This window comes from Lipingzhangella halophila (assembly GCF_014203805.1).
GTDB classification, from domain to species: domain Bacteria; phylum Actinomycetota; class Actinomycetes; order Streptosporangiales; family Streptosporangiaceae; genus Lipingzhangella; species Lipingzhangella halophila.
Genome location: NZ_JACHJT010000001.1, coordinates 4,844,062 through 4,859,018, shown reverse-complemented (window position 1 = coordinate 4,859,018; position 14,957 = coordinate 4,844,062). Strand labels below are relative to the sequence as shown.

Here is a 14,957-nt window from a genome sequence, read left to right as displayed (position 1 = left end):
GCCAGGGCGCGGCCCAGCGCCGATAAACTCGACGCCATGGCAGCGACCACGACCTATCTCACGGGCATCCAGACCTCGGGCGAGCCGCACATCGGCAACTACGTCGGCGCGATCAAGCCGGCGTTGGCCGCCGTCGAGTCGCACGACACCAAGTACTTCCTGGCCGACTACCACTCGCTCAACGCGGTCAAGGACCCGGAGAAGCTCCGCCACGACGTCCGGTCGGTCGCCGCCGCGTGGCTCGCCTGCGGGCTCGACCCCGCCCGCACCCTCATCTACCGGCAGTCGAGCATCCCCGAGGTGTTCGAGCTGATGGTGATCCTGACCAACGTCACCGCCAAGGGGCTGATGAACCGCTCGCACGCCTACAAGGCCGCGCGCGACCGCAACGAAGCGGCCGGGGCCAGCGACCTCGACGGCGGCGTGAACATGGGACTGTTCAACTACCCCATTCTCATGGCGGCCGACATCCTCGTCATGGAGACCGACTACGTGCCCGTGGGCCGCGACCAGCAGCAGCACATCGAGTACACGGCCGACATCGCGAAGGCGTTCAACCACCACTACGGCGAGCACTACGCGTTCCCCATCCCGCAGGGTGTCTACCCCGAGGGCGAGTCCAGCGTGCTGCCGGGGATCGACGGCCGCAAGATGAGCAAGTCCTACGACAACCACATCCCGATGTTCCTGCCGGAGAACCGGCTGAAGAAGCTGGTGCGGCGCATCCCCACCGACTCCACGCCAGTGGAGGCCCCCAAGGACCCCGACACCTCGTCCGTCTTCCAGCTCCTGCGCCAGTTCGCGAGCGAGGACCAGGCGGCCGCCACACGCAAGCGTCTGGAGGCCGGCGGCATGGGCTGGGGAGAGCTGAAGAACGAGCTGTTCGAGGTGCTCAACGCGACGTTCGGCCCAATGCGGGAGCGCTACACGGAGCTCATGGAGCCCGGCAGCGCCCTCGATGGCATCCTCGCCGAAGGCGCGGAACGCGCCCGCGAGCGCAGCCGGGCCACGCTGGCGAAGGTCCGCGCGGCGGTCGGGATCGACTAGATCGGCGATGTGAGTGCATGGTGCGGCTCCCAACGAGGGAGGCGAAGGCGCCGGATGGCCCGGCTGGGCGCTGCTGGTACAGGTGCCCGACGGGGCAGCGGTGGTACTCATTGCCGATCTTGAGCATTTCGTGCCTTTGTAGCGCTTGAAAGGAACGGAATCCTCAAGACCGGCGAGATGAGTCCTTCGCCGCGAGAAGGGTGATCTCCGCAAAGTCGCCGGAATGTCACTGCAGTGACAAAGCCCGTCTCCAACTTCTGCGTTCCGGGCACATTCTTCGGCGCCGCGCCGCGAGTAGGTTCCTTCATGGCCGCCCGGTGATCGCTGGTGGTGTTTCTCCACGTCCCGTGCCAGGTCATCGACCCCTTACCGCCGGGATTCCACTGGCGGTGGTAGAGGGCCGTTGGTCAGCAGGGGCGGGCCTGGAGCGGTGCGCGCACTGGCGACGCGTCGACCAGGGGCGGCCTCCTCAGGAGTCCACGGCGCCCGGGAGCACACATGCCATCGCCCCACCTGCAGCACCCGTCGGACCTCGCGCCCATTTCGTCCGGGGAACCGCTGATCACGCGGCTCGCGCGGTGGAGCGCCGAGCGGCCGGACGCGCCCGCCTACGGGTTCACCGACTTCTCGCGGGATACCACCGGAACCTCGCACACCCTGACGTGGGCGCAGGTCGCCCGAAGGGTCAGTGCGCTGACCGCGCGGCTGTCCGGCTCGGTTGCCAGCGGCGACCGGGTCGCGATCCTGTGCCCCCAAGGGCTGGATTACGTCGTCTCGATGCTCGCGACGCTGCACACACCGGCTGTGGCCGTTCCGCTGTTCGCCCCCGGCCTTCCGGGGCACGGTGATCGTCTGCGGTGGACGCTGCGGGACTGCGCGCCGGCCGCCATCCTCACCACCTCCGAGGTAGCCGACCAGGTTGAGGCGCTGTTCCACGACGACAATGGGCCCCAAGCTGCTGGCGCCGAGATCATCGCAGTGGATGAGGTGGTGGAGGCCGCGGACGCGCCGGGCCTGCCCGAACCGGGTCACGACCCCGCGAGCACGGCCTACCTGCAGTACACGTCGGGATCCACCCGGCAGCCCACCGGCGTCGTACTCACCCACGGCAACCTCTCCGCCAACGTGCGGCAACTGTGGGTGGCGGCCGTCAAGGACGAAACCGAGACCACTACCATCACCACCGTCGGCTGGCTCCCGCTCTTCCACGACATGGGCCTGATCCTGACCGTGGCCGTCCCGCTGCTGACCGGCAGCCGCGCGGAGTTCATGGATCCGGCGACGTTCGTCATGAGGCCGGTTCGCTGGCTGGAGCTGCTGTCGCGCCATGAGAAGGTCTTCAGCGCCGCCCCCAACTTCGGGTACGAGCACTGCGTCAAGCGGGTCCGCGAGGCCGACAGGGCCGGACTTGACCTGAGCGGTGTCCGGGGGCTGCTCAACGGGGCGGAACCGATCCGTCCCGAGACGATGCGCCGCTTCATCGAGACGTTCGAGGACCGCGGCCTGAGCCCCTCGGCGCTGGCCCCGGCCTACGGGTTGGCCGAGGCCACCGTCTACGTGAGCATGGACACCGCCGACCGGTCGCCGCGGACGCGCGTTGTCGACCGCGACGCGCTGGCGGCCGGCATCGTGCTGGAGCTGCCGGAGGAGGGCGCGCGCACCTCCACCCTGGTCTCGTGCGGCTCGCCGGTCGGGCAGCGGGTGGCCATCGTCGACCCGGAGCACCGGGTCGAGCTCGCCGAGGGCAGTGTTGGCGAGATCTGGGTGCGCGGCCCCAACGTCGCGGCCTCCTACTGGGGCGCCCCGGAACGCGGTGCCAACGTCTTCGGCGCGACGCTGGGCGGCACGGAGCGGAACGGATCGTGGCTGCGTACCGGGGACCTCGGCGCCCTCATCGAGGGCGAGCTGTATGTGACGGGGCGCGCCAAGGATCTCGTCATCGCCGACGGACGCAACCACTACCCGCAGGACATCGAGGCGACCGTCGCCGCGGCGCACCCGCACATCCGCGACGGCAGAGTCGCGGCGTTCGCGGTTCCCGGAGACGAGGGGGAGCGGCTGGTTGTCATGGCCGAGACCAGGTCGGGCGGGTCCGGCGCGGAGGCGGAGCCGCCCGACCCGGAGCTGCTGACCCGGACGGTGCGCCAAGCAGTAAGTCGGGAGCACGGCCTGCACCTGCACGAGCTGGCGCTCGTCGGCGGCGGGGAGGTTCGTCGCACCTCCAGCGGCAAGATCGCCCGGCGAGCGTGCCGGGAGGACTACCTGAAGGACACGGGCGGCGCGGTGTGAGGCGCGGGTCCGGCCGGTACCGGGCATCGGAACGACGGCGGCCACGTGGTCGCGGAACCCGGAGTGGCCAGGCCCGGACCGGCCACGGTGGAGAGAGCCATGTTCGACGCGCTGGGTCGGCTCGGGCACCGAGGCAGATGGGTTGTCCTGGTGCTCACGGTCGCCTTTGTTGCCTTCTCCCTGAACTGGGGGAGCGGAATCTTCGGCGATCTCGCCGACGGGGGCTTCGACGACCCGCGATCCGAATCAAGCCGGGCCGACTCCGCTGCCCGCGACCATTTCAGTGCCAGCGGCGAGCTGATCGTGGCCGTGCGCAGCCCGAGCATGACCGTGGAGGACCCGGGCTATAAGCGCTCGGTGCGGCAGATGCTGGGCTCGGTGCCCGAGGGAATGGTGGCCCAGACCCGGCACTACTGGAACAGTGCCAACCCCGGCGACCTGGTCACACTGGACAGGTACGGCACCTATCTGCTGCTGTCGCTGCACCAAGGGGCCTTGGACGAAGAGGGTGCCTACGAGGACCTCCAGGAGGCCCTGCGCCACCCCGACCTCTCCGTCCGCCTGGGCGGTAGCCCGGCCGTCGAACACGACCTCAACGCCTGGACCGAGAAGGACCTGCGCCGCGCCGAGCTGATCGCGATGCCCGCGCTGCTGGGAATGCTCCTCGCGGTGTTCGGCAGCGTGGCGTCCGCGGTGCTGCCGCTGGTCCTCGGCATGGTCTCGGTCCTCGGCTCGCTCACGCTTCTGCGCGCGCTGACCCTAGTCACTGACGTCTCCGTGTTCGCCGTCAACATGGTCACCATGCTCGGGCTCGGCCTGGCGATCGACTACTCGTTGCTCATGGTCACCCGCTACCGGGAGGAGCTGCTCCACCGCAGCCCGGCCGACGCCCTGTACACGACCGTGGCCACGGCCGGCCGCACGGTCGCGTTCTCCGCCTTGACAGTGGCGGGAGCGCTGTGCGGGCTGCTGCTGTTCCCGCAGATGTTCCTCCGCTCGGTCGGCCTGGGCGGGGTCTGCGTCGTACTGTTCGCCCTGCTCAGCACGTTGACGCTGCTGCCGGCGCTGCTCGGGCTGCTCGGGCGGCGCGTCGAGTCGCTGAGCATGCCCTGGCGCCCCCGGCTGGCCGTGCCCCGGCACCGCCGCGAACGGCCCGGCCCGTGGCGGAAGGGCGCCCGAATGGTGATGCGGCACCCGTTGCTCGCCATGCTGTTGGTGTCCGTGGTGCTGGTGCTGCTGACCCTGCCGTTCTTCGGGGCGCGCTTCGGCACCGTTGACGCCCGGACGCTGCCCCCGCAGGCGGAGAGCCGGCAGGTCGCCGAAGAGATCGAGTACGACCCGTTGGGCAAGAGCGTTGCCGCTGTCGACGTGGTCGTCATCGGAGAGCCGCCCGAGAAGGCGGTGCAGGAGTACACCGGCCGACTCGCGGAGCTGCCCGGTGCGACCACCGCGAGAGTTGGTGACCGGGCGCCTGATGGCGGCGCCGTGCGGATCTCGGTGCAGTACGACGGGGACGCCATGAAGCAGGAGGCGCGCGACCTCGTCCGCGAAGTACGCGCGGAGCCCGCGCCCGAAGGGGCCAACGACGTGCTCGTGGGCGGGAGCACGGCTGCCCAGATGGACCTGGAGCGGAGCCTGGCGGACCACCTCCCCGGCGTGGTGGTGGCCGTGCTCGGGATCACGCTGGTGCTGCTGTTCGCCGCGTTCGGATCGGTCCTGCTGCCCCTGAAGGCCGTGCTGATGGCGGCGCTGTCGCTGGGCGCGTCCTTCGGCGCGATCGTGTGGGTGTTCCAGGAGGGCAACCTGGCCGGGCTGCTCGGTTTCACCCCGACCGGAACGGTCGAGCCGACGATGCTGGTGCTGGTCCTGGTGGTGTCGTTCGGGCTGTCCACGGACTACGAGGTGTTCCTGCTCAGCCGGGCCCGCGGGGAATGGCTCGCGGGACGGGACAACGTGTCGGCGGTGACGGAAGGCGTACACCGCACCGGTGGGGTGATCACCAGTGCGGCGCTGCTGATGTGCGTGGTTCTGCTCGCTTTCACCACGGCGGGGATAGCGATCGTGAAGCTGCTGGGCGTCGGCCTGCTGGTGGCGATCGTCGTCGACGCGACGCTCGTGCGCATGGTGCTGGTCCCCGCGACCATGCGGATGCTGGGCGGGGCGAACTGGTGGCTGCCGCGTCCGCTGCGCCGCCTGCACGAGCGGATCGGCTTCAACGAGGAGGAGCCGGTTCTCACCGCTCCGGCGAGGAGCGCCCGGGGACCGGCCCCGCACACCCCACCGCGGCGCCCCCCGGAACGCCATCCCCCTACCGGAAGGGACGACGATGAGATCACGCAACCGCCCCCGAGCGGCCCGTGCCGCGACCACTCTCGTGGCGCTGTGCACGGTGTTGCTCCTACCGACAACGGCTCTGGCCACCCCCGCGGCCGGGTCCTCTCCCCAGGTGACCGATGAGGAATGGCTCGATGAGCGTACGGTCGACGTCACCATCGACTCTCCCGCCATGGGGACGGGCCAGCCGGTGCGGCTGATCGTCCCGCCCGGCTGGGACACGGAGACCGACGCGGCCCGGACCTGGCCGGTGCTCTACCTGCTGCACGGTGGCCGGGACGACTACACGTCGTGGACCCGGGAGACCGACGTGGCCGAGCTCAGCGCGCGCAACCAGGTCATCATCGCCATGCCCGAAGGCGGACGGGCGGGCAACTACAGCGACTGGTACAACTACGGCCGCGGAGGCGCACCCCGATGGGAGACCTTCCATCTGGAGGAGGTCTGGCAGGTGCTGCGCGACCGGTACGGGGCCGGCGAGCGGCGCGCCGTCGCCGGGATCTCGTCGGGCGGCTACGGTGCCGTGATCTACGCGGCGCGCAACCCCGGCATGTTCACGGCGGCCGCGTCCTACAGTGGGCTACTCACGCCCCGAACAGAGCTCTCGTGGACGTTGCTGAAGGCGGTTATGCGCAATGAAGGGCTGGACCCCTATGCCATGTGGGGCTTCCCCGGCCTGCACGAGGACGTGTGGCGCGCGCACGACCCCGTGGCGCAGGCCGAAGGGCTGCGCGGCACCGACCTGTACCTGTCCAGCGGCACCACGGGGCGGCCCGGTGACCTGGACGGCGACCAGGGGTACGGGAACTCGCTCGGTCTCGGTGAGGCGATGTGCGGCTCCAGCCTGCAGACGATGCGGCGCGTGCTGGATCTGCACGACATCCCGGCGACCGTGCACCTCTACCGGCGCGGCACCCACTCGTGGCCCTACTGGCAGCGGGAGCTGCACACCTCCTGGCCAATGCTGATGGACTCCCTCGGCGCCGAGGACACACACCCGGAACAGGCCTGACAGCAACGCCGGAGCCGCCGTCACCTCCCTCGGCGGGGGAGGGCCCACAGGCTCAGCACGGCTCCGGCCGCGACGAGTGCCGCCGCGGTGAATAGTCCCGTGGAGTAGCCGTGCATGAACGCCTCCGCCGGAGAGTGGCCCGCCGCCAGCGCGGAGTCGCGGCCCGCGGTCACCAGGACCCCCACGGCGGCGATCCCGAAGATCCCCGAGACCTCGCGCGACACACTGAACACCCCACTGGCCACCCCGGCGTACCGCTCCGGCATCGCGCCGAGCACAGCGTCGCCGAGCGGTGTCGTCAGCGCGGATCCGACACCGATCGTCATCATCACCGGCACCAGCTCGTGGTAACCATGGTGCGGCTGGAGCAGCGTGACGCCCGCGATCCCCACGGCGACCAGCACCAGCCCGCTCGCGACGACCACGTTCGCGCCGAAACGGCGCGCCAGAGCGGGCGCGCAGGGCGCGACGGCGATGATGAGGGCCGCGAGCGGCAGGAACGCCAGCCCGGCGCCGGTGGGTGAGAACCCCATAACATCCTGCAGGAAGATCGCGGTAAAGAAGAAGACACCGTTCACCCCGAGCCCCCACAGGACCTGGGAGGCGACACCCCCGCTGAACACGCGGTGGACGAACAGCGAGGGCACGACCATCGGGAACGGTGCCCGGCGCTCGACGGCGACGAACGCCGCGGAGGCGGCACCGGCCACCACCAGTGCTAGCAGGGTCCGCGGTGCCGCCCACCCGACATCGGGCACGTGCACCAGAGCGAAGGTGAGGGCCGCCAGCGCGGTCGAGGACGTCACCAGGCCGGGAAGGTCCAACCGTTCCTCGCCCTCGGCCCGCGACTCCGGGATGGCCACCCGACCGACCGCGATCGCCGCCACGCCCACGGGGACGTTGATCAGAAAGATCCAGCTCCAGTGGGCGTGCTGGCTGAGCACGCCCCCGAGCACCGGTCCCAGCGCCAGGGCGCCCGCCGCCACGGCCATCCACACAGCCACGCCCAGCGACCGTTGGCGCTCATCCCGTCCAGTGGACAGGATCGCCAGGGTCGCGGGCAGCAACAGGCCGGCACCCAACCCTTGGACCATGCGCGCGGCCACGAGCGTCACGGCGTCACCGGCCAACCCGGCGGCCAGGGACGCGGCCGAGAACACGGCGAACCCGGCGAGAAAGACCACGCGCCGGCCGAAGACATCGGCCAGCCGGCCGCCGGTGAGCAGCACGCTGGAGAAAGTGAGGATGTAGCCGGTGGCCACCCATTCCAGCGCTGTCAGAGACAGGCCCAGCTCCGCCCGAATGGACGGCAGGGCGACGGTGACGATCGTGTTGTCCAGCATGGTCAGAAAGGCCGCGAATGCCACCACGAGCAGAGTCAGGCGCGGCGACGACGGCGCGGTCGCGGTCTTCGCCAGTTGTACGTTCATCCGACCCAGTACGCCACATGGGTGCTCCCGGCTACTTGTCAGCGCATTGACAAAAACACACTCAGAAATTGCGCCAGTTCTTAGTGTGAACTCTCTTGGGCGTTGTTAGTTTCACGCTCTACGGAATTGGTGTGCGCCGTTTTCGTTTTGTGTTCCCGGGATGGGTCTGCACCTGGGAGAACGTCTCTCATCAGGAAAAACGGCGATCTCTGAAGTCTTTGGGGTGTTTCATTCATGCTGCGCGGTTCAGATTCTGCTGGACCCGGCCCGGGGGCGGATAACTCCGCTGTTGTGCGGGACATTCTCGTCGAGCGCGTCGCCGAAAAGCACGGGCTCGACCCCCGCGAGGTGCGAACCGACCTGCCGCTGGCGGACTACGGTGTGACCTCCACGGACGCCGTCTCCGTCGCGGGCGAGCTGGAGGAGGTGACCGGGCACCCGCTGCCGCCCACCCTGCTCTGGGAGCACCCCACCATCGACCGGCTCTGCGATGCCCTGGCCGGCGGTGAGCCCACGGGGAACGCGCAACGGCCCGCCGCCGCGCCGCGGGAAGGGGAACGGGACGCGGGCCATGCCGCTGTCGCCGTCGTCGGCGCCGGCTGCCGCTTTCCCGGCGCGTCCGGCATCGCCGACTTCGGCTCCCTGCTGCAGGAGGGCCGGGACGCTGTCCGCGAGGTGCCCGAGGGCCGGTGGGACCACTACGACGACGGCTCTCCGGATGTGACCCGGATCCTCGCCGGCACTACGCGGCGCGGCGGGTACCTCGACGAGATCCACGGCTTCGACACCGAGTTCTTCCGCATCGCCCGGGCCGAGGCCGGGGCGATGGACCCGCAGCAGCGCATCCTGCTGGAGGTCGCGTGGGAGGCGCTGGAACACGCCGCGATCCCGCCGGCGCGGCTGAGCGGTGGCCGCACCGGCGTGTTCATCGGGGCGTCCTCGACCGAGTACGGGCACCTGACCATGGGCGATCTCACCCGGATCGAGGGGTGGAGCGCGCCGGGAGCCGCGCTGAGCATCATCGCCAACCGGCTCTCCTACCTGCTGGACCTGCGCGGGCCCAGCATGACCATCGACACCGCGTGCTCCTCCTCTCTGGTGGCGGTGCACACGGCCGTCCGTGCCCTGCGAGCGGGCGAGTGCGACACCGCGCTGACCGGGGGAGTGAACGTGCTGCTGTCCCCCGCGGTCACCATCGCCTTCGACCGAGGCGGAGGCACGTCGCCGGATGGGACGTGCCGGGCGTTCGACGCAGCGGCGAACGGCATGGTGCGCGGCGAGGGCTGCGGGGTGGTGGTGCTCAAGCGGCTCCGCGACGCCCGGCGCGACGGCGACCGCGTGCTGGCGGTCATCCGCGGGTCGGCGGTCAACTCCGACGGCAGCTCCTCCGGCCTGGTGGCGCCCAATCCGGAGGCGCAGCGGGACGTGGTGCGCGCGGCCTGCGCGGACGCAGGTGTGGAGCCGACGGCCATCGGTTATGTGGAGGCCCACGGAACCGGGACTCCACTCGGTGACCCCATCGAGGCGTCGGCCCTCGGCGCCGTCCTGGGCAGGCGTCGTCCCGCGGAGGCCCCCCTGCTCATCGGCTCTGTCAAGGCCAACCTCGGCCACCTGGAGGCGGCGGCGGGCAGCGCCGGGCTGATCAAGGCCGTCCTTTCCGTTAGTGCCGGCACCATTCCCGCCACACCGCACTTCACCGAGCCCAGCCCGCACATCGACTTCTCGGGTGAGCGGCTGGAGGTCGTCGCCCGTACCCGCCCATGGCCGGGCCGCGGGGAGAGCCCCCGCATCGCCGGTGTCTCCTCCTTCGGTTTCGGCGGCACGAACGCCCACGTCATCGTCGAGCAGGCCGCCGAGGACCCATCCTCGGCCCCGGCTCACACGCAGCCGACCGCCGACGCCGCCCGCACCCCCGAACCGGGCGCGGTGCGGGTCATGCCCCTCACCGACATCTCCGGCGACCGCGTCCGTTCCTACGCCACCGAACTGGCTCAGTGGCTGGAGTCGCCCGCCGCCGGCGGCGTCGCCCTCGGCGATGTCGCCCGCACGCTCTCCCGGCGCGCCGGGCGCGGTCCGGTCGGATCGGCCGTACTCGCCACCGACACCGACGAGCTCGTCACTGGCCTGCGCGCCCTCGCCGAAGGCCGGGACAGCCCGGACGTCGTCTCCGGCCGCACGCGGCCCCGATCCGGGGGCAGACCAGTGTGGGTCTTCTCCGGGTTCGGAGCCGGGCTGCCTCCGTCAGCGGGCCGGCTCCGCAATGAGGAGCCCGAGTTCGCCAGGGCCGTCGAGCACCTCGACCCGCTCCTGCGGGACGAGACGAGTACGAGCCTGTCCGCCGCGCTCGACTGCGATACCAGCGAGCTCCCGCTGCACGTGGCCCAGCCGGCGATCTTCGGTGTGCAGCTCGCCCTGGCCCGGATGTGGACCGCCTACGGGGTGCGCCCGGCCGCGGTCGTCGGCCACTCCATGGGGGAGGTCGCCGCCGCGGTCGTCGCGGGCGCGCTCACCGAGCGCGAAGGGGTCCGCGTTATGGCGGTCCGCTCCGCGCTGCTGCAGTGCCTCGCCGGCGAGGTCGACGACGCCGGCGCTATGGCCCTGGCCGAGATCTCGGCGGCGGAAGCGCCGGAACTGCTGTCCGGCTACCCCGACGTGCACGTGGCGGTGTACTCCGCTCCCGACCAGACGGTGTTCACCGGCGACGCCGAACAGGTCGCCGACCTGGTCGAGAGCTGCGGGCGACGAGGGCGCTTCGCCAAGACCCTGCGAACCCCCGGCGCCGGGCACTCTCCGGGGGTCGACCCGGTGCTCGCCCCATTGCGCAAGCGGCTGGCCTCACTGGTCGGCCACGACGCGGCCGTGCCGTTCTACAGCACCGTGCACGAGGACCCGCGCAAGACACCGGAGTGCGACGCCGGCTACTGGGCCGCGAACCTGCGCTCGCCGGTCCGGTTCACGCAGGCGATCGCCGCGGCCGCGGCCGACGGACACACCGCGTTCACCGAGATCTCCGCGCACCCCCTGGTCACCCACTCGATCGGGACCACCGTCGAGAACGGGGACGCACTCGTCACACCCACACTGCGGCGCGACAACGGGCACCGGGAGTTCCACCGTTCGCTCGCCCGGCTCCGGCTCGCCGGCCACGCTCCCCACGAGACGGCCCCCGGCCGTGTCGTGAGCCTGCCGCCGGCCCCGTGGCGGCGTACCTCCTGCCCACCGCCGGAACCCGCGCCCCGCGGAGTGTCCGGTACGCATCCGCTGCTCGGCGCCCCGACCGGGGTCCCCGGAGAGAACCGCCTGGTTGCCGAGGCCGACATCGGTACCGCGGTGCTTCCGTGGATCGCCCCCGACGTACCCGGCGGTCCGGAAGAGCACCCGCCGATCCTGCAGGCCGGGCACGTGGCCGAGACCGCCGTGGCCGCTGGTGCCCACTCATTGGGCCGCGAGCCCGCCGAGCTCGCGGTCGCCTCCCTGGAGCTGGACCGCCTGCTCCCGCTGGACGACCACACCGCCATCACCACCACCGCGCGCGCCCTCAGGACCGATGCGGCGCGTGTGGAGATCCACGCTCGCGATGCGGCGGGCGTGTGGCAGTGCCACGCGACGGCCGTGGTCACCGCTGCCCCCGACCCTTGTGCCCACGAAACCGGTGCGGCCGGCGCGATCGAGGTCGTCGTCGGGCAGGCTCCGCCCGTAAGCCGCGAGCCCCGTATCCCCCCGGCGCTGCTGGCGGCCTGCGTTACCGCGGCCGGGCCGGTGGACACGCGGGACAAGCGGCACATCGCGGTCGCGGCGGCGGGCGTCCGCCTGTGGCCGCGCGACCCCGCGCGCGGCGAGGACGGATCCGTTCGCGCCTGGGTGACACCCGGAGCCGGCGACCTCACGATCGCCGACGCACAGGGACGCCTCCTCGCCCGGATCGACAGCGTCACCTACCGTGCCGTGCACCCCGACACCGTGCCCACACCTCTGAACCCCAAGCTGTTCGCCACCGAATGGGTGGAAGAGCCGCCGCCCCAGGCCGCGGAGGACGCGCGGCCGGGCCAGGCCCACTGGCGTGTCATCGCCCCCTGCCCGGGCACCCTGGCCGAGTTCCTGCGCGCCGAACTCGAAGCCGACGGCCTCGGCCCGGAGAGCGGGGAGCTCGACTCCGAGCGTGGCTCGGCCACTCCCGCCACGGGTGACCGGGAGCCCGAGCAGCTTGCGGCGGTCATCGACATCCCGGCCGGAACCAGCGATCCCGCCGTGTCCGAGGACATCGTCCGCGACGCGACGCGTCTGGTGCAGGACGCGCTCGCGCGATCGCCGCAGCCACAGCGGGTCTGGTTCGTGACCCGCGGGGCGCTGCCGTCCGAACCCGGACGCGCGGACCGGCACGGCAGCCCGGCCGCGGCCTGCCTGCGCGGGCTGGTGCGGGTCCTGGCGCTGGAACACCCCGCGCTCAACGTGACCCTCGTGGACATCGATGAGCCCGACGCCGCCGCCGCGGCGGCGCTGGCCCGGGTCGAGTTCACCGCCGGAGCCACCGATGACGAGGTGTCCTGGTGCGACGGCACCCGGCGTGTCGCCCGGCTAGCCCGAACCCCCCTCGCGGTGCCCTGGAAACCCGGCTCCGCAGGGCCCCGCCGGCCCTTTGTGCGACCCGGCGCCGGCTACATCGTCACCGGCGGATACGGAGGTCTCGGGCTCTCCGTAGCGGAGCTGCTCGCCCGGCGCGGCGCCGGACGGGTCGTCCTGAGCGGGCGCTCCGGGCCGTCGGCCGACGCCGCGGTCGAGATCGAGCGGATCCGCGGAACCGGGTGCGCGGTCGAGGTCGTCCTCGGGGACATCTCCGCGGACGGCACGGCGCAGGCTCTCGTGGCCGCGGCGCAGGCCGACGGGACACCCCTGAGCGGTGTCGTGCACGCCGCCGGCCTCATTGAGGACCGGCTCGTCACCGACATCGACGACACCGACCTGCGGCGGGTCTTCGCCCCGAAAGCACGCGGTGCGTGGCGGTTGCACGAGGCCACCGCCGGTGCCGACCTGGACTGGTGGGTCGCCTTCTCCTCCGCGGCGGCCCTGGTGGGGTCCCCCGGCCAGGGCACCTACGCCGCCGCCAACGCCTGGCTCGACGCGTTCACCGCCTGGCGCCGCTCCCAAGGGCTGCCCGCCACCACCATCAACTGGGGAGTGTGGTCCGGCGCGGGCGCCGCCCCCGGCGACGTGCGCGCGCTGCGCCCCTTCACCCCCGCCGAAGGTCTGGAGGCCCTGGAGGCCCTGCTGGGTGCGGGACGCGACTCCACCGGCGTCATCGGGTTCCAACCGGCCCGCTCCGCCGCCATGTTCCCCGAACTGCTCCGTATCCCGTTCTTCGGCGGTGTGCTGAGCGGTGCGCTCCCGGACACAGCACTGGCCGCGACCGGATCGGACTGGCCCGGTCCGCATGCGCTGCACGGCCGGGAACCGGCGCAGGCATGGCGGCTGGCGGCGCAGCGGCTGCGCGCCAGTGTCGCCGGTGTCCTCGGCTGCGACCCCGAAACGATCGGGGACACCGTGCCCCTCGTCGACTACGGCTTCGACTCGCTGGCCGCGATCCGCGTCAAGAGCATCGTCGAGTACGACTTCGGTGTCGCCGTGCCCACCAGGGACCTCCTCACCGGGCAGACGCTCGCCGACGCCGAGACCCTCCTGGCCGGGCTACTCGATCTCGAGGCCCCCCGCGCCGAGGAGGCCCAGCGGGACCGGTCGGGCGGTGGCACGGCTCCCCGACCCGTCGGGCCGCGCGACGCCGCCGAACGGCTCGCCGCGCGCGTCATCGAGGAGGCGCTCGACACCGGCCCCATCAGCGTGCTCGACGACCTCACCGCGCTCGGCGCCACCCCGGACCGGTTCGACCGGATCCACGAACGGCTCGAATCCGAGACCGGCGCCCGGCTCGATGCCCGGGAACTGTTCGCGACTCCGACCGCCGAGCGCGTCGCCGACGTTGTGCGCACGCTCGACACGGACGCGGTGGCGTCGTCCCCGGGCCTGCGCACCCTCCAGACCGGCGACGGCCGCCCGCCCCTGTTCCTCGCCCACCCCGCCGGCGGCACGACGGGCGTCTACCGGACACTCGCCCAACTGCTCGGGACCGGCCAGCCCGTCCACGGCCTGGAACGCTTCACCGACCAGGTGGGCGTCACCGAGCGCGCGGCCCGCTACGTCCGGATGATCCGCGAGTTCCGTCCCGAGGGGCCCTACCGCGTCGGCGGCTGGTCGTTCGGTGGGGCCGTCGCCTACGAGATGGCGCGCCAGCTCGCCGCCGACGACGCGGAGGTCGACCTCCTCGTGCTGCTCGACGCCGGCATCCCGCGGCCCACAGGGGAGGACGAGCGCCGCCGGATCTCGGCGCGTCGCTACGCCGACTTCGCCGACTACCTGGAGAGGACCTACGGGCGCCCCGTCCCGGTCGACCACGCCGCACTGGCCCGGCTCGACGAGGACGACCAGCTCACCGCGGTACTCGAAGCCATGGAACGCTCCGGTGTCAACGAGCTCCTCGGGTCCGCGATCCTGGAGCACCAGTGGACCTCCCATGAGGACACCCGGGCGCTGGAGGACTACCGCCCCGACGGCGCTCCCTATGCCGGGAGGACCGTGCTCTACAGCGCCACCCAGCCCACGCCCTGGGCGGTGCACGACCCGCGTTACGACAGCCTCGACGAGGCCCGCGGGTGGGATCGCCTCTGCGCCGACCTGCGGATCGTGCGTGTCGACGCCCATCACCTGAACCTGCTGGACCCGCCCGCGGTAGGCCGGATCGCGCGTGATCTGGCCCCGCTTCTTCAGCGAATCGGCCAAGAAGAAAGGTGAGAGTG

The 14,957-nt window shown here is 71.8% G+C and carries 6 protein-coding genes; 5 read left to right on the top strand and 1 reads right to left on the bottom strand.

Features of this window, described 5'->3' with window-relative positions:
* Positions 1 to 36 precede the first annotated feature (36 nt).
* The 4 genes from F4561_RS22125 (at position 37) to F4561_RS22110 (ending at position 6,682) form a co-directional block, all read left to right on the top strand.
* Positions 37 to 1,047: a tryptophan--tRNA ligase gene (locus tag F4561_RS22125; protein ID WP_184581267.1), complete on the top strand. Its 1,011-nt coding sequence runs from the start codon at positions 37 to 39 to the stop codon at positions 1,045 to 1,047.
* Positions 1,048 to 1,545: 498 nt separating this feature from the next.
* On the top strand, positions 1,546 to 3,336 hold the full coding sequence (locus F4561_RS22120; RefSeq protein WP_184581266.1) for a fatty acyl-AMP ligase: 1,791 nt from the start codon (positions 1,546 to 1,548) through the stop codon (positions 3,334 to 3,336).
* 99 nt (positions 3,337 to 3,435) lie between these two features.
* The gene (locus tag F4561_RS22115) at positions 3,436 to 5,793 is read left to right on the top strand and encodes an MMPL family transporter (protein ID WP_184581265.1); all 2,358 of its coding nucleotides are present in this window, start codon (positions 3,436 to 3,438) and stop codon (positions 5,791 to 5,793) included.
* Positions 5,783 to 6,682 (top strand): alpha/beta hydrolase, encoded by a 900-nt coding sequence (locus F4561_RS22110; protein WP_184584268.1) that lies wholly within the window; start codon positions 5,783 to 5,785, stop codon positions 6,680 to 6,682. Before F4561_RS22115 ends, F4561_RS22110 begins: the two co-directional genes overlap by 11 nt.
* A gap of 20 nt (positions 6,683 to 6,702) precedes the next feature.
* Here F4561_RS22110 and F4561_RS22105 read toward each other — a convergent pair whose 3' ends face one another.
* Entirely contained in the window at positions 6,703 to 8,112 is a 1,410-nt protein-coding gene (locus tag F4561_RS22105) for an MFS transporter (protein ID WP_184581264.1), read from the bottom strand.
* 291 nt (positions 8,113 to 8,403) lie between these two features.
* On the opposite strand from F4561_RS22105, the gene F4561_RS22100 reads away from it, so the two are divergent.
* Positions 8,404 to 14,952: a type I polyketide synthase gene (locus F4561_RS22100; protein WP_184581263.1), complete on the top strand. Its 6,549-nt coding sequence runs from the start codon at positions 8,404 to 8,406 to the stop codon at positions 14,950 to 14,952.
* Positions 14,953 to 14,957 lie beyond the last annotated feature (5 nt).